We start from the raw sequence: 15,462 nt of genomic DNA on the forward strand, positions 1-15,462 counted from the left end.
TGGTTTGCAGCCTGTCTGCTTACGGTTCGTAGGACGCGGGAAGCTGACGTTCAGCCGTGGACGATTGATTAACCCGTATGTCCATTGGCGCCTACAAGCTCGATTTTTGGCGTCAAGCGTACCTGGGCAACCCGGCGACCTTTATGCTTCGATGATCGAGCGGATCTTGCTCGCAAGTCCTTCGACCGGAAAAGGCTTAGTGATCATCTGCATACCGGGTGCGAGGTGGCCTGCACCGAAGGCAGCGTTTTCCGCGTAGCCTGTCATGAACAACACCTTCAGGTCCGGCCGCCCGGTTCGGGCCTGGTCCGCGAGCTGTCGGCCGTTGAGCCCAGGCAGACCGACATCCGTAACTAGGAGGTCGATGCGCGCGTCCGACTGCAGGATGCGGAGGCCGGAAGGCCCGTCAGGCGCTTCCCGGGTGGCGTAGCCGAGTTCACCCAGCACCTCGACGACGAGGGTTCGCACCGTATCGTCGTCCTCGACCACCAAGACAGTCTCGCCAAGTTCGGCACGGGGCGTCTCGCCCCTGGTGGTGCCAGGCTCTTCGAACTCACCGAAAAACCGTGGCAGGTAGAGCTTCACCGAGGTGCCTTTCCCGGTCTCGGAGTAGATTTTGACGTTGCCCTCCGACTGCTTGGCGAACCCATAGATCATGCTCAGCCCGAGCCCGGTGCCCTGCCCGATGGGCTTCGTCGTGAAGAACGGATCGAACGCCTTCGCTATGACGTCCGGCGGCATGCCGGAGCCGGTGTCGGTCACGCAGATGCAGACGTATTGTCCGGCCCGCACCCCGATCTCGCGCGCGGCATAGGCATCGTCGAGGAAGCTGTTCGCCGTCTCGATGATGAGCCTGCCTCCTTCCGGCATCGCGTCGCGGGCGTTGATGGCGAGGTTCAGGAGGGCGTTCTCCAATTGGTTCGGGTCGCACAGCGTCAGCCATAGGCCGCCCGAGATCACGACCTCTAAGCGGACGCGCTCACCCAATGTTCGACGGAGGAGGTCATCCATAGAGCCGACGAGCCGGTTCACGTCGACGGCCTTCGCCTCCAGCGGCTGCTGACGCGAGAAGGCGAGAAGGCGATGGGTGAGGGCAGCGGCACGTTGGGCGGACGCCATGGCGAGGTTAGAGTAGCGCGACAGGTTCTCGGTCCGGCCCTCGTTGATGCGGGTCTGCATCAGGTCGAGCGACCCGACGATGCCGGTGAGAAGGTTGTTGAAATCGTGCGCGATCCCCCCGGTCAGCTGTCCGACGGCCTCCATCTTCTGGGACTGGCGCAACTGCTCCTCGGCTTGCTCGCGTTCGGCAATGGCCTCTTGGACGCGGGCCTCCAAGGTGTCGTTCATCTCTCGCAAGGCGACCTCGGACGCCTTCGTCGCGGTCACGTCATAGATCACGCCCACGTGTCGCAATTCGGAGGAAGCGTCGTCGCGAACGGCCTCGCCACGCCGGGCGAGCCAGCGCGTCTCGCCCATGTCAGCCAGCCGGACACGCATCTCGGCGTAGGGAAGCTCCCCTGCCTCGCGGAGGCCCGGGTTCAGCAAGGGACCACCGTCGATGACAAGGGCGTTGACCGCGCTGACCGACAGGTTGACCGCCGGGACGACGCCAAGGAGGGCGCAGAACTGGGGAGAGACCTCGACGGTGGCGAAGCCCGGCACGAACTCGAACGTGCCGATGCGGCCCGCGGTCTGGGCGATGCGCAACCGCTCGACGACCCGCTTCTGTTCGGTGATCTCGACGAGGGCGCCGGTGAAGCGTGAGGGGCTACCATCAGCGTCATAATCGCACCGTCCGCGGGCATGGACCCAACGGATCGCACCGTCCGGCGCCTGGAGGCGATATTCCCTGTCGAAGACCTCTGCGCCATTCAGGATGCCGCTGACCGCCAGGCGTACCCTGGATCGGTCCTGTGAATGGATGCGGTTGAAGAAGGCGGTGGTGGGAACGCCATCCGTGCCGACATCCTGCCCAATCCCGTTGAGCAGGGCGAAGCGGTCGTCGACGTGGAGGCGCTTTCCCGGAATGTCCCAAGCCCAGGTCCCGGCGATACCCGCCGCCGCCACGGTGATCTTCAGTTGCCGCTGCGCTTCGGCCAAGCGCCGCTCGATACTGGCCAGTCGCTCCTGCGCGACCGCCCCCTGGTGCGAGGGTGTGACGTCCACCTGGGAGGCGAAAAAGTACATGAGCCCGCCGGTCTTGTCGAAGACCGGGCTCAGGTAGAGCTCGTTCCAAAACGTACCGCCGTCCTTGCGGTAGTTGAGGATCTGGACCTTGATTTCCCTGTGTTCTGCGACCGCGCTTCGAACGAGGGCCACGGAAGCCGGGTCCGTGTCGGGACCCTGGAGAAATCGGCAGTTTCGTCCGAGGATCTCGCTTGAGTCGTACCCCGTCAAAGACTGGAAGGAGCGGTTCGCGAAGACGATGGGATTGTCCGGAAGGCGCGGGTCCGTGACCACCATCGGCTGGCGGGTGAGTTCCAGCGTGGCGATGAACGGGCCAGCCAAGCGACGCATCTCAGCCGTCGCATGGCCAAGCGAACCAGGTACCTCGGATCGGTGCGGTTCGATGCCTGCGCCTCCCGGGTTTTCCGTCACGCTTCCGTCTCGCCGATTGCACGCTCGACGAATTCGTCGATCAACACCTTGAGGCTTTCTAGCGAAGGCAGGTCCATGAGCATGGCGATGTAGCCACGGATGTCGCGCTCCCGCACCGCGAAGTTGATGTAGAGGAACAGGACGAGCGCGTCGGTCCCGTCGTGGCCGACGGTCCGGAAGATCCGGGGGCCGTCGCCCCGCATGACCTCGGGCAGCGACATCGTCAGGGTCCGCTGCAGCAGGTTCGCCATCGTGGCAAGGCATCCGTTTAGGATGACGTTGCCGGTCTCGGTGAGGGCCTCGTCCTCAAGCTCCGCCACCTCCTCCGGCGTGAGTTCCTCCCCGGCCACCGCGCGCACGAGCTCGCGCCCGTTCTCCTGAGGGAAGATCAGGAGGGCGCGTCCGGCGAAGGCGCCCGTGAAGTCCTGTTGGACCACGACGAGTTCGGACGCCTCGCGCTCGCCGATCATGCGCGCGGCCTGAGCCTGGGACACGATCTCCACGGCCGGCACAGAGAGGAGCACCTGGACGCCGATCATCTTGCGCAGGCTCGCGGCGGCCTTGCTGACACCGATGTTCACGAGCTCGGTGAAGGCGTCGCGCTGCAGTTCCGTGAGGTCGACGGTGGCCGCCGTCACGAAGCCGCCCTGCGCAACCTGAGCGCCGCACCGGACAGGAAGCCCGCAAGCGCCTCCTCGGTGAGGGGCTTCGGCAGGAAGGTGGCGTCGACGCTTCGGGCCCGTGCGATAATCTCGTCCTGGATGTTCGCCGAGACCACGGCGATGGGCATGTGGGGTCTGGATGCCCGCAGATCGGCGGCCAGTTCGAGGCCGTCCTTGCCCGGCATGTTGAAGTCTAGCAGCGCCAAGTCGACCTGGCGCTCGTCCATGACGGCCATCGCCGCGTCGGCGTTGGCCGCCTCCGCCACCTCCCAGTCCGGCTTGAGCTGGCGCAGGAGCTTGGCGGCGACGAGGCGGGCGAGCTTGCTGTCGTCGACGATGAGAACTGTGGTCGGCATGAAAGGCGATGGTGCCCTGATTTCGCTCGGAGGCATGAAGATGACAGGCACTATGCGTCGGGACCCCTTTCGGTCAAAGCCGTAAGTATTGGTGGCGTTGGGTTATCCTGGGCTGGGCGGGGTCAGCCAGCGGCCCACGAACGGGTCGCCACAGGTACCGAGGATGGTGGGCCGCAGCCGAAGCAGGACTTGGTACACCGCCGTATGCATGCGCGTGCAGGCGGTCCAGTCCACCGGGGCACTCGGGTCTTCCAGGATGAGGGAGGCGAGCGTCTCGGCGTCCTCAACCGGGCAGACGCCTTCCAATCGTACCGGCGTCCCCGGCTCGGCATCGGTTCGACGAACGACGGCCATCACCTATCCTCCGGCGGGTGCCGACGCGTCCGCGAGGATGCCGGCAGGGTCGAGCACGAGCAATACGCGGCCGTCGCCGAGCATGGTCGTCCCCCCCACGCCCGCCACGGACCCGACGAGGCTGGCCGGCGGCCGGACCACGGCGTCGATCCGGGCCTCGAAGCGGTCAACCTCAACGGCGATGGTCTCCCCGTTCACCCGGACGACCAAGAGAAGCGCATCGTCGCCGTCGAGGGGACGATCTCCCCGACCAAGCAACTCTACAAGCCGGAACACCGGAACCGTCCGGCCTCGCAGGACCGTCGCGTTCCCGCCTGCGACGGCATGGACGCACGTCCGGGGCCTGCGTACGACCTCCACGACGGCGTCCATCGCGATGCCATACGATTCCGTGCCCGCACCGACGACCATGATGCGTGCCAGGGCGATGGTCCGAGGCAGGTGCAGTCGGATCGTGGTGCCGAGACCGACGCGGCTCTCGACCGAGACGCGCCCCCCCATGCGCGCCGCCGCCGCCCGTACCGCATCCATGCCGACACCTCGACCCGACAGCGCGCCCACGCTCTCGGCGGTCGAGAAACCGGGGGCGAAGATTAGGTCGGTGACGGCGGCATCATCCATGGTCGCAACGGGCTCGGGCTGGAGAAGCCCGCGCTCAACGGCCCGGCGCCGGATGAAGGCCGGGTCGATCCCGCGCCCATCGTCGGAGACCGACACGACGATGCCGTCGCCATCCTGCTCGGCCTTAAGGCGGATGCGTCCGGCTTCGGGCTTGCCGACCTGACGCCGGTTCGCCGCGTCCTCAAGCCCGTGATCGATCGCGTTCCGCACGACGTGCAGGAGCGGCTCGAACATGTTCTCGACGATGCCCTTGTCCGCTTCCGTAGCCTCACCTTCGACTACGAGGACGACGTCCTTGCCTAGGCCACGCGCTGCGTCCCGCACCTGGCGCCCGAAACGGCGGAACACACTCGACAGCGGCGTGAGCCGGAGTGAAATTGCGCTTCGGTGCAAGGTCGTCGAGAGGCGTCCGATGTTTGCATCAGCCTCGCGGATCGCACGGGCCAGCGTGCCCGCATCCTCGCCAGCCTCGGCCTGGGCGGCGAGATGGCCCAAGCCGTTGCGTGCGACGACGAGCTCGCCGACCAGCGCGACGAGTACGTCGACCCGGGCCGAGTCGACCCGCAGGGTACGGGCCGCGTCACCGCCAAGCGGATCGGATGCCCCGTAAGCCTCCTCCCCGTCCGTTGGCGTCGCGGCGTCCGTCCGGTTGGACAGGATGGCTTCGATGGCGGCTCGAAGGGCATCCGGACCGCTCCCAAGCGCCTGCCCGCAGCGCTCGGCGGCACTGGATCGCCCAGTCGACCGAAGGGCGTTCATCGCCGAGCGCGCGCAGGCTTCCAAACGGCCCGCGTCGGTATCCGCCTCGTCCGAGGCGGCCAACACCCGGACCTGTTCCGCAAGGATCGCGGCGACAACCGGCTCCAACGCGGGTGCGCCCGCCGACATCGTCCCGCTCGGCACGATCCGCGGGTAGATCGCGGTCGGTAGGTCCACGACCGTGACCTGATCGCCCACGAGACGGAAGACGGTTTCGATCTCGGCCCGTGGCGCCTCCGAGACCAGCGTGATGGCGAGGTTGCAGGCGAAGGCGTCGAACTCGTCGTCCGGTGACCATGGCACCGCCGGCTCGACCGTGACGGCGAGAAGGCCCGGGACCTTACGGACGAGGCCGAGGGGATCGTCCCCTGAGAAGAAGCAATCGCCGCGAGGCTGGTACCGGACCGCGATCAGCGGCCTTCCCTCGATACCGCTCAGGGGCTCGGAGAGACGTGACGCCCATACCGGGAGCGCGGGGGCGTCCGTCGCGCGGGTCTCCGGTCCTGGAGAGAGAAGGGAACGGTATCGTCCGGCAAGGGCGCTTCCCTCTGCGTCGGCGGTCTCCGGCAGTGCCCCTCCAATCTCGACGGCGTCGGCCCAGCGTCCGGTGGCGTCGAGGGTCTCCAGCGCGAGGTCGACCAGGGCGCTATCAACGGCGAGGGTCGCGGCCCGTGCCGCGGACAGGCAGTCCTCGGCGGCGTGCAGGAGCGAGAACCATGGCGGGAAATCGAATAGCCCGACGGAACCCTTGAGCGTGTGGAAGGCGCGGAACACCCGGTTCACCGCCTCCGCGTCTCCCGGCGCCGCCTCCAGCGCCAGTAGGTCCTCCGTCGCCGACTGGACGAGCTCGCGCGTCTCGTCGAGGAACTGTTCGAGCAGGTCGTTCACGGACGCGAGCCTGCAAGCGCCCTGGCATGCGCGACCAGCACGTCCTCGGACAAAGGCTTCACCAAGTAGAAGTTCGCGCCCGCGACCCGGGCCGCTTCGCGGTCGCCCTCGGCGGCCTCCGTGCTGGTCATCAAGGCCGGGATCGAACGTATCGGGGACTCGCGACCACGCAGGGCGCGAAGAAAACTGTATCCATCCATCTTCGGCATGTTCACGTCCACGACGAGGAGGTCGTATGTCGCGCGCAACACGCGTTCCAACCCTTCGATGCCGTTGAGCGCCTCGTCCACCGCGAAACCCGCTCGTTCAAAGATGCCGCGATAGTACATCCTCACGAGAGCTCCGTCGTCGACGACGAGCACGCGTGGAGTCTCTAGGCGAAGGGAACCGGTGTCAGACATGCTCGCCCTCGCGCGGCCGCCGGTAGACGATGGCGTCGTCGTAGCGGCAGACCCTGAACAACGGTGAAATCCGGCTCATGCTCTCGGTATGCCCGAGGCAGACGAAGCCGCCGGGGACCAGGGCATCGTAGATGTTGTCCGCCGCAAGCCGCCGCGAGGCGTCGTCGAAGTAGATCAAAACGTTGCGGCAGAACACGACGTCGAAGCGGCCTTGGGCTGCCATCGTCTTCGCGTCGGTCAGATTGCATGGGACGAACCGCACCGAGCCGCGCAGGTCCGCGAGGATGCGCCATGCCGGACCAAGCCGGGTCTCCTCGCGCACGAAATAGCGGGCGACGAGTTCCGGGCTCAACCGCATCAGCGCTCGCTCGCCGTAAATTCCTTCCTCGGCGGCGGCGAGCGCGCGGGTATCGATGTCCGAGCCGACGATCTCGATGTCGTAGCGGTCGACCTCCGGCCAGTTCTCGAGCAGACAGAGCGCGACCGAGTACGGTTCCTCCCCGGTCGAGCAGGGCATCGACCAGATCCGCACGGTCGATCCTACCGGTCGTTGGGCGACGAGTTCCGGTAGCAAGGAGGACGTCAGGCAGCGGAGTTGGTGGTCCTCGCGGTAGAAGTAGGTTTCGTTGATGGTGAAGGCGTTGATGAGGGTCTCGACCTCGCCGTCCAGGTCGGCGCGCAGGCGTGCGAGATACACTGCGAACGAGCGGGACGCGGTCGCCTGCATGCGCTCGGCGAGCCGGCGGTCGACGAAATAGCGCTTGGCCGGCGTGAACAGGATGCCGGTGCGCCGGTACAGGAACTCGCAGAAGCGCGCGAAGTCGACGTCGGTGACCGGCGATGGGGTATCGACCACGCGCTCAACGACCCTTGTCGAGGCGCGCGAGCACGGTATCGATGGCCAATGGCAGGAATGCCTCCGAGACGAACCGGGTCCGAGCGGCCAGCAAAGCCGGTATCGCGTCCGGCGTCCCGACCTCGGCCAAGACCTCGACCGCCGCGCCGCAGACGTTCGGGTTGGTCTCCGCCTCCAGCAAGGCAGCAAGCAGGACGCTCGCCTCCTCGACCGGCTGCGTCCTCACGATCTCGGTTGCGAGGAGTCGGACGTCGGGGTCGGAATCGGAGAGCAATTCCGAAAGCACCGTGCCCGCTGCGGCGGGCATCGACTGAAGCGCCTCGATGCAGGCGTTGCGCAGCCAAGCATCCTCCGAGCGCAGGTGCCGGGCGAGCGCGGCGGCGGCGGATGGATCGCCGATTGACAGCAGCGCCGCGAGCAGGGCTTCGCGGGTACGCGGGTCCTTTTCCGTTTGGAGGGCGAGGCCGAGATTGTCCGCATCCCTGTGTCGATCAGGCTTAGACGCGGTCGCGGCAATCGTCGGAGGAGGCGGATCTCTGCGGACGAGCGGCATCAGGGCACCATATCGATGAGCGCGTCGGCGATGCCGTCGAGCGGGACGACGACCGTTGCACCGCCGACCCTGACGAGTTCGCCCGGCATGCCCCAGACCACCGCCGTCTCCTCGCTCTCGGCGATGGTGCGGCCACCCTTCGCCCGCAACTCCGCCATCGTCGTCGCACCGTCCCGGCCCATGCCAGTCATTAGGACGCCGATGAGGCGTGAGGGCTCGACCAGTTCGAGGGCGCTCGCGACGAGACGGTCGGCACTCGGGTGCCAAGGATAGTCGACATGGGCCGGCACCGGCTGCACCACCAGCCCGGAGGGGCGGCGCGCGAGCGTCACGTCCGCGTCCCCCTTGCCGACATAGACGTTGCCTGGAGCCAGAGGCATCGGCCGAGCAACTTCCTGCACCCGCAGTGCGCATAGGCCGTCGAGCCGCCGCGACAGGGGACCGGTGAAGTTGCCGGGCATGTGCTGGGCGATCACGACCGGCCACGGGAAATCCGCGGGCAATCGCGACAGCAAGGCATCGAGCGCGGGCGGCCCGCCCGTCGATGTCCCGACCAGTACGATGCCATCGACGATCCCGGGCGTCGCAGAAGGGGCGGCCTTCGGTCCGGGCGAAGGCAGGGACGTCGGCCTCGGCGTGCGCGTCACCGCACCGCGTGCCGGAGTCGCGCTCCTCGCCCGTATGCGCTCGGTGAGGCGCAGGGTCGGACGCAGTCGGGCGCGCGCAGCAGCCCGCACCCTTTGCACGATCAGGGGGCCAAGATGGTCCATCTCCAGGGAAACCGCTCCGCCGGGCTTGGCGACGAAGTCGACGGCGCCCCGCTCCAACGCGTCGAGGGTGATTTCCGCGCCGTCCGCGGTCAGGGACGACAGCATCACCACCGGGGTCGGTCGATCCAGCATGATGCGGTCGAGGCAGGCGAGGCCGTCCAGGCCTGGCATGTTCACGTCGAGGGTGATCACGTCGGGGCGGAAGCGGGCATGCTCGGCCAGTGCCTGTTCGCCGTCACGGGCGAAGGCCACCTCGAAATCCGCCTCCTGCGCGAACACGCCGCCAAGGAGCTTACGCATCAGTGCGGAGTCGTCGACGACTAGAACGCGGATCATTCCGCGGTATCCGTCCCGGCCCCTCGCACGCCCGGCCGCTTGTTCGTCGCCCGCACCCTCCGCTCGGTCCCGGCAAGCAGGGCCGATGCGTCTACGATGGGCAAGAGGCTGCCGTCATCGAGGGTCGCGACCCTGTCGACCCCATTCCCGGCGTCGTCGGAATAATCTGGCGTTGGCCGTATGGCGTCCACCTCAAGACGCAGCATCCGCGAGACGCCATCGACCAGCAGGCCGGCGACATCGGCTCCGGCTTCGAGCACGACGATGCGTCGTCGCGGATCTGCCTCGCCTGGCGGAAGGCCGAAGCGCCGGCGCTGGTCCACCACGGCTAGCACGGTGCCGCGCACGTCGATGGCGCCTACGACGAGGTCTGACGACCGGGGCAGACGCGTCATCACCTCGGGTACGCGCAGCACCTCGCGTACCGACCCCACCGGGACGCCGTAGCTCTCGCCCGCGACGTCGAAGACGACGAACTGCTCCGTCACTGCCGCCGCTCCAGCGTTCTCGGTCCTGGCGTTGGAGGAACGTGCAGGCGAGGCGGTCAAGGTCGTTCCTTCGATCAAACGGTCGGCGGAGAGCACGGAGATCAGCGTACCTGCCTGGTCGATGCGGCAGATCGCGTCGATTGCGGTCGTTCCGCCTCGACTTAGCGCCGCCGGCACCGGATCGACTGCATCGGACGCCAGCCTCAGGATCGGACCCAGCGCATCGACGAGAAGGCCGATCTCCGTTCCCCCCATACGCGCGACGACTATGCGCGCCTCCGCCCTTGGCGGGGGGGCGGTCAAGCCAAGTAGGACGGGCAGGCTCAGCAGCGGCAGCACCCCGCCGCGCAACGCCACAACGCCCAGGGCGGCGCTCTGGGCACGCGGCACCGGCATGACGTCCGGCGGCAGCGCCAGCACCTCCGCGACCCGCTCCAACGGCAGGGCATAGGATCGCCCGCCTGCCGTGAAGGAAACCAGCGCGACGCGCTCCGCCTCCGTCGCGTCAGAAAACTCATCTCGTGGAGGCCGAACGTCAACAGTAGCGGGCGTTCCGGTCCGGCGCCGGGGAAACGCGGCCGTGACCAATGCCCCGAGATCGATCACGCGAACCGAGCCCGGCCCGACGGCGGTGGTGAGATACCTAGCCGTCGATGGCCCGTCCTCCTTGAACGATTCCGTTCCCCCAGAAAATCCCACGACACGGTCGACCATCAGCCCGACGGCCTCGCCCGCCTCCGCCACGACGACCCGGGTCGGTTCCGTGGTGGGCTCCAGATCAGGGCGGACGATGCGACGGAGGTCGAGCACCGGCAGGGCGGTGCCGCGAAGGTTGGCGAGCCCGGCCAAGGCGGCAGGGGCGCCGGGCACCCGCGTCAGCCGGGGCGGACGAAGCAGTTCGCGGACCAGGCCCGCATCAAGGGCGTAATCGTCGGTGCCCAACGTGAAGATAAGGTAGCGCCTGTCGCCCGTGCCATCGGCCTCAGGCATCCGTGGCCTGCAGCTCGTCGGCGAGCGATGCGATTTCCTCGATGCTCGCCGCAAGATCCTCAGCGCCCTTCGACTGCTGGCGTGCGGCGGTGGCGGCCTCGCTGGAGGCACGGTCGGCCTGCTCAGCCGCGGCGGCGATCTGCTGCGAGCCCTTCAGCCCCTCTCGGGCCGCGACGACGATAACGTCTGCGGCGGCTAGGACGTCGGTGTTGCCGGCCTCCAGACGACCGACGTCCCCCTCCACGCCGGCGAGGGTGGCGAAAAGCACTCGATTGCGCTGCATCTCCGTCTCCGACGCCGCGACGACCTGCTCAAGTGCCCTTCGGACGCCGCCGACCCCGTCCTGGATGTCGCGGACGGTGTCGCGGATGCGGTCGGCGTTCTCCGAGGCGTCGCGGGCCAAGGCACGGATGTCATTCGACACGACGGCGAAGCCTCGGCCCCCTTCGCCGGCGCGCGCCGCCTCGATGGCGCCGCTGACCGCGAGCATGTTCACCTGCACGGAGACCAGGGCGATGGACCCGATGATCTTCTCGATGCGACGATTGCTGGCTTCCAGTTCGCCGACGCGTCCGAGACAGGCGCGGGTCTCGTCGAGCGAGCGCGCCACCCCGTCGGCCAGCGAGCCCACCCCGGCCCGCACATCTCCCAAGGTTGCGGCGATGCCGGCGACCGTCTCCCGGGCAACCGTCGCGTTCGCCTTGAATATCGCGGCGCTCCGCTCGACTTGTTCCATCGCCGCGCTGGACTGATGTGCGGCGGCGCTCTGGATACCGGTGCCACGGCTGATCTGGTCGATGGCGGCGAGGATCTCGCTCGCCGCCCCGGAAAGCTCCTGGACCGTGGCGGAGAGTTCCTCGGCTGCCGAGGCGACCTCCTCGGCCTGCCCCTGAACCGAGCCGCTGCCTGTCAGTTCGTCGGCAAGGGCTGCCAACGCTTGTGCCGTCGTCTGGGATTGGTCGAGCGATTGCGTCTGCTGCGCCACCGCCTGCTGGGCCTGGCCAGCGGCCGCGGCCTGCTCCTCGGCCGCGGCGGCGATCTGCTCAGCCCCGCGTTGCGCCTCCCTGATAGCCGTCTCGGCCTCGATAGCTGCGGTGAGGATCGCCTGCGCGCCGTCCGACACCGTGCCGAGCTCCGACCGCGCCGCCTCCAATTGCTCGGTAACCCGCCCGCCTGCCTCGGCCTCGACCGTCGCCGTCCGGGCCGCGGCGCGGATGATCTCCCCGATGCCCCGGACCTCGGTGCGGATCGCCTCGGCCAGCTTGCGGACCTCGGCCGCGCTCGCCTCCGACGTCTCGGCCAGAGCCCGCACCTCGTCGGCCACGACCGCGAAGCCCCGGCCGTCCTCGCCCGCCCGCGCCGCCTCAATGGCGGCGTTCAGGGCCAGAAGGTTGGTCTGGTCGGAAACGTGCTCGACCGTGCCGGTGATCTCGCCGATGCTCGTGGCCGCGCGGTCGAGCTCGTCGATCAGCGCGACCGAAGCGGATTGTCGGTGGGAGTTGGCCTGCACGGCGGCGGCCGACGAGGTGATATGGACCCCGGTCTCAGCCAGCAGCGTCTGGAATGCCGTGGTCGCCTGGCCCGAGGCGTTCGCCCGCTCCCGGGCCTCGGAAAGGCGGGCGGCGATGCCGGCGATGGCACCGAGGGACTCCTGCGCGGCGCCGGCGGCTTCCTCGGCTCCCGAGGCGATCTGCTCCATCGAGCGCCGCAGTTCCTCCGCGGCCGACGACGCCTCGATCACCCCCGCGGCGAGTTCCTCCGTCGCCGCCGCAAGCCGCTCGGATGCCTTCTCGCGTCTTGCGCGGGACCGTTCGCGCGAGCGTCCGGCAGGGATGGGCGCGACAGGTGAAGGGTTCGGAACGGTCGCGCCGGCCTCCGGGGCCTCTCCCTGCGGCGCGAGCCGCGTCCTCTTCACCAGTGCCATGGACGGATCACCTGCGTTCGACCGTCCCCCTTGCAGGACGCAAGGGTGAGGAAGGCTCGGAAGTAGAATCCGAGGTTCTAAGCTGGGGAGCGCTGTGGTCAAGAAGCGCCAGACTGACCCGTCTGATCGCAATGGGTGGATCCACACCACTATGCCGTATCTCCCGAGAAACGCAGAGGGATGCCCGACCCTTGTGGGATACCTTCGTCCGGCGTTAGAGGTTCGCGAGGCCGGATATTAACCTTGTTTGGATAGTGCGGTGCATGCGGATCGTTCTCCTCGATCCTACGTCAGCCGCGACGGAGTGACCGCGGGTCGGAGCCGGCCGTGACCCTGACGACCCGCATACTGCTGCTGGTGATGCTCGCGCTCGCGCCGGCTCTCGCGATCCAGGGATATAACGAGTACGCCCTGCGTACCTCGCGCGACGAGGCCGTGCGCGCCGATGCCATGGCCACCGCTCGGACCGTGGCCGAAGACCTCTCGCAGGTCGCCGAGACGGCACGCCAGGCACTCAACTTCGTGGCGCAGGACCTCACCGTGCGAGCCATGGAGCCAGCAGGATGCACCGAGTACCTCCACCGCGCCGCGACGGACAATCCGCATCTCGCGGTCCTGGCGCTGACGCGGATCGACGGGACCGTCGTCTGCAACAGCGTGGGATCGCCTGCCGGCTCGTATGCAGTGCCCGACCGCAGCTACCAGCGTCGTGCCGTCGCGGAAGACACGTTCGTCATGGGGACCTATGCCCGAGGCAACGCCTCGCGGAAGGACTCCCTCCACTTCGCGCAACCCCTTCACGACGCGAACGGCCAGACGGTCGGCGTCCTGGCCGCCGCCATCGACCTCGATTGGCTCGCGAAGTATCTGCGGCGCAACCTACGACTGTCGAGCACCTCGGTCACCGTCGCCGACGAGAACCATGTCATCCTGGTCCGCTACCCGGACGGCGATGGTTGGGTCGGCAAGCCGATCCCGCCTGAGCGGCTACGCATTCTTACTGAACGGGGCGAGGGTGTCCGTGTCGATCTCGGGATCGACGGACGCGAGAGGGTCCTGGCCAACACCCAACCTTCCGGCCCGACCTCGGCGGCCTGGGTCACCGTCGGCCGCGACCGCGACATCGCCTACGCCGACGTCGATGCGGCGACGCGTCGGGGAGTGGTCCTGATCGCGCTGGGTGCCATCATGGCGGTCGTGGCCGCGCTTTTCGCCGGGCGCTTCTTCATCCGCCGTCCCTTCGGCCGCCTGCTTCGGACGGCGTCCCGGTGGCAGGCCGGCGATCTCGCCGCCCGCAACGGCCTGGATGGGGGCGACGAGTTCGGCCGGCTCGGGCGCAAGCTGGATGCCATGGCGGGAAGCCTGCAACGCAACGAGGCGGAGCTGCGGGAGGAGATCCGCAACGGCCGGGCGATGCAGGAACGGCAGGTGACGATGCTGCACGAGTTGAACCACCGGGTGAAAAACACACTCGCCACGGTCCAGGCGTTGGCACGGCAGTCGACCCGGGGCGGCGACGCGCCCGGGGAGCGGCTGGAGGCCCGTATCCTCGCCCTATCGAAAACACACGACCTACTGACGCAGGACGATTGGTCGAGCGCCCCCCTGCGCGCGGTGCTGGAGAATGAGATCGGGCCATACCGGGGCGGCGATTCCACTTTCGTGATTGAAGGGCCCGACGTCGACCTGCCGCCCCGTCACGTCCTATCGCTCGGCATGACACTGCATGAGCTCGTCACCAACGCAGCCAAGTACGGCGCGCTTTCCGTGCCGGGCGGCGAAGTGCGTGTCGCCTGGTCGATTGCCGGTGCCGGGCACAGCGAGCGGTACCTGCGCCTTGATTGGATCGAGACTCGCGGTCCACCGGCATCTTCCCCCGAACGTCGCGGTTTCGGCACGCGCTTGATCACGATGAGCGTTGAGCGCGAACTCGACGGCAAGGTCACCCTCGACTATGCGGAGAAGGGATTGCGTGTCGGCATGGACGTCCCGTTGACCGAGTTGGGCCGGGCACATCTCAGCCCACTCGCCACTGCCCATTGAGATCTACTGCAGGAGGCCAGCCCCAAACGTCTGGCATCTCCCGGCCCTGTCGGCAAAGGTTAGATATCGTCGTCCCGCTTAGAGAGCGATGGAAGCGAAAAGAGCGCTCTGCTAGTAATGAACATGGACGGCCTTGTGCCGAAACCAGTCGTCTAGCCTGTCCAGGCTGGTCTGCGAAACACGCATTCTGCGACGACGTTCATACCGTTTTTGTGCGAACGGCCGTGGGGATCGGTCGCTTTCCAAAGTACCCGGGGCGTGACACTCCCCTCCCATGAGCAGCTTGCACAAACTGATCGGGACGGTTGCCCGCCGACGTCATTCGCCGGTCACTGATTACGGCGTCACGTTGCTGCTTGTCGGCGCCATGACGTTCGTCCGGTTCCTGGCCCCGGCCCACGTCGCACCATTCCTGCTGTATATTCCCGTCCTGCTCGTCGTCACCCTGGCTTTCGGCTGGGGTGCTGGGACGTTTGCGCTGTTGTTGTCCACCCTGATCGCCGCGTGGTTCTACACGCGCGATGGGATGCTCGGCAGCGTCGACGTGGCCCTGCTCTGCCAGTACGTGACTGTCGGCGCGACCATGGTGTGGATCTGCCACGCGTTGCGCCGGTCCGTGGTGCAGAACGAAGCCACCCTGGAGCGGCTCAACGCGGCGAACCACATTCTCGTCGACAGGGAAACGGCGTTGACCGACGCCAACGCCGTGGCGGAGGCCGCCAAGTGTCAAAAGGCGTTGGAATGGGACCCCGGATCGGCGTGCAATTGGGACCCCTTCGCAAGCTGGGTACGGTACGGTGCGGCTGAGCTGATCCGACGTCCAGCTTTGGCGTCGTAGGCGCTGGCCTCAGGCGCGGTTCTTG

At 67.6% G+C, this 15,462-nt stretch carries 13 protein-coding genes; 2 read left to right on the forward strand and 11 right to left on the reverse strand.

From position 1 onward, the window contains the following. Positions 1-141 precede the first annotated feature (141 nt). The 11 genes from MKK84_RS21210 to MKK84_RS21260 form a co-directional block, all read right to left on the reverse strand. On the reverse strand, positions 142-2,517 hold the full coding sequence (locus MKK84_RS21210; protein ID WP_243923275.1) for a PAS domain-containing protein: 2,376 nt from the start codon (positions 2,515-2,517) through the stop codon (positions 142-144). 77 nt (positions 2,518-2,594) lie between these two features. Further along, positions 2,595-3,236 carry a chemotaxis protein CheX gene (locus MKK84_RS21215; protein ID WP_243923282.1) on the reverse strand — a complete coding sequence of 214 codons (642 nt, stop codon included), beginning with the start codon at positions 3,234-3,236 and terminating at the stop codon, positions 2,595-2,597. Beyond that, positions 3,233-3,616 (reverse strand): response regulator, encoded by a 384-nt coding sequence (locus MKK84_RS21220; protein WP_243923284.1) that lies wholly within the window; start codon positions 3,614-3,616, stop codon positions 3,233-3,235. The genes MKK84_RS21215 and MKK84_RS21220 overlap by 4 nt, the downstream gene beginning before the upstream one ends. A gap of 102 nt (positions 3,617-3,718) precedes the next feature. Then, positions 3,719-3,970: a hypothetical protein gene (locus tag MKK84_RS21225; RefSeq protein ID WP_243923286.1), complete on the reverse strand. Its 252-nt coding sequence runs from the start codon at positions 3,968-3,970 to the stop codon at positions 3,719-3,721. A gap of 3 nt (positions 3,971-3,973) precedes the next feature. Then, positions 3,974-6,238: a chemotaxis protein CheA gene (locus tag MKK84_RS21230; protein ID WP_243923288.1), complete on the reverse strand. Its 2,265-nt coding sequence runs from the start codon at positions 6,236-6,238 to the stop codon at positions 3,974-3,976. Continuing rightward, positions 6,235-6,639: a response regulator gene (locus tag MKK84_RS21235; protein WP_243923290.1), complete on the reverse strand. Its 405-nt coding sequence runs from the start codon at positions 6,637-6,639 to the stop codon at positions 6,235-6,237. The genes MKK84_RS21230 and MKK84_RS21235 overlap by 4 nt, the downstream gene beginning before the upstream one ends. Next, positions 6,632-7,495 (reverse strand): CheR family methyltransferase, encoded by an 864-nt coding sequence (locus MKK84_RS21240; RefSeq protein WP_243923292.1) that lies wholly within the window; start codon positions 7,493-7,495, stop codon positions 6,632-6,634. The genes MKK84_RS21235 and MKK84_RS21240 overlap by 8 nt, the downstream gene beginning before the upstream one ends. A 4-nt stretch (positions 7,496-7,499) precedes the next feature. Then, positions 7,500-8,048: a HEAT repeat domain-containing protein gene (locus MKK84_RS21245; protein WP_243923293.1), complete on the reverse strand. Its 549-nt coding sequence runs from the start codon at positions 8,046-8,048 to the stop codon at positions 7,500-7,502. Further along, positions 8,048-9,154, reverse strand: a complete 1,107-nt coding sequence (gene cheB, locus MKK84_RS21250) for a chemotaxis-specific protein-glutamate methyltransferase CheB (RefSeq protein WP_243923295.1) — start codon at positions 9,152-9,154, stop codon at positions 8,048-8,050. Before cheB ends, MKK84_RS21245 begins: the two co-directional genes overlap by 1 nt. After that, positions 9,151-10,632, reverse strand: coding sequence for a chemotaxis protein CheW (locus MKK84_RS21255; protein WP_243923297.1), 1,482 nt, complete (start codon positions 10,630-10,632; stop codon positions 9,151-9,153). Before MKK84_RS21255 ends, cheB begins: the two co-directional genes overlap by 4 nt. Next, on the reverse strand, positions 10,625-12,556 hold the full coding sequence (locus tag MKK84_RS21260; protein ID WP_243923300.1) for a methyl-accepting chemotaxis protein: 1,932 nt from the start codon (positions 12,554-12,556) through the stop codon (positions 10,625-10,627). The genes MKK84_RS21255 and MKK84_RS21260 overlap by 8 nt, the downstream gene beginning before the upstream one ends. A gap of 327 nt (positions 12,557-12,883) precedes the next feature. Here MKK84_RS21260 and MKK84_RS21265 point away from each other — a divergent pair, with 327 nt between their 5' ends. After that, the gene (locus tag MKK84_RS21265) at positions 12,884-14,599 is read left to right on the forward strand and encodes a sensor histidine kinase (protein WP_243923302.1); all 1,716 of its coding nucleotides are present in this window, start codon (positions 12,884-12,886) and stop codon (positions 14,597-14,599) included. A gap of 274 nt (positions 14,600-14,873) precedes the next feature. Then, positions 14,874-15,437: a DUF4118 domain-containing protein gene (locus MKK84_RS21270; RefSeq protein WP_243923305.1), complete on the forward strand. Its 564-nt coding sequence runs from the start codon at positions 14,874-14,876 to the stop codon at positions 15,435-15,437. Positions 15,438-15,462 lie beyond the last annotated feature (25 nt).

Source organism: Methylobacterium sp. E-065, from assembly GCF_022829605.1.
GTDB lineage: Bacteria > Pseudomonadota > Alphaproteobacteria > Rhizobiales > Beijerinckiaceae > Methylobacterium.

Coding starts and splice junctions, on each gene's coding strand:
- MKK84_RS21270 (WP_243923305.1), top strand. CDS start 14,874: ATGAGCAGCTTGCACAAACTGATCGGGACGGTTGCCCGCCGACGTCAT.
- cheB (WP_243923295.1), bottom strand. CDS start 9,154: ATGATCCGCGTTCTAGTCGTCGACGACTCCGCACTGATGCGTAAGCTC.
- MKK84_RS21245 (WP_243923293.1), bottom strand. CDS start 8,048: ATGCCGCTCGTCCGCAGAGATCCGCCTCCTCCGACGATTGCCGCGACC.
- MKK84_RS21260 (WP_243923300.1), bottom strand. CDS start 12,556: ATGGCACTGGTGAAGAGGACGCGGCTCGCGCCGCAGGGAGAGGCCCCG.
- MKK84_RS21225 (WP_243923286.1), bottom strand. CDS start 3,970: ATGGCCGTCGTTCGTCGAACCGATGCCGAGCCGGGGACGCCGGTACGA.
- MKK84_RS21210 (WP_243923275.1), bottom strand. CDS start 2,517: ATGCGTCGCTTGGCTGGCCCGTTCATCGCCACGCTGGAACTCACCCGC.
- MKK84_RS21255 (WP_243923297.1), bottom strand. CDS start 10,632: ATGCCTGAGGCCGATGGCACGGGCGACAGGCGCTACCTTATCTTCACG.
- MKK84_RS21235 (WP_243923290.1), bottom strand. CDS start 6,639: ATGTCTGACACCGGTTCCCTTCGCCTAGAGACTCCACGCGTGCTCGTC.
- MKK84_RS21220 (WP_243923284.1), bottom strand. CDS start 3,616: ATGCCGACCACAGTTCTCATCGTCGACGACAGCAAGCTCGCCCGCCTC.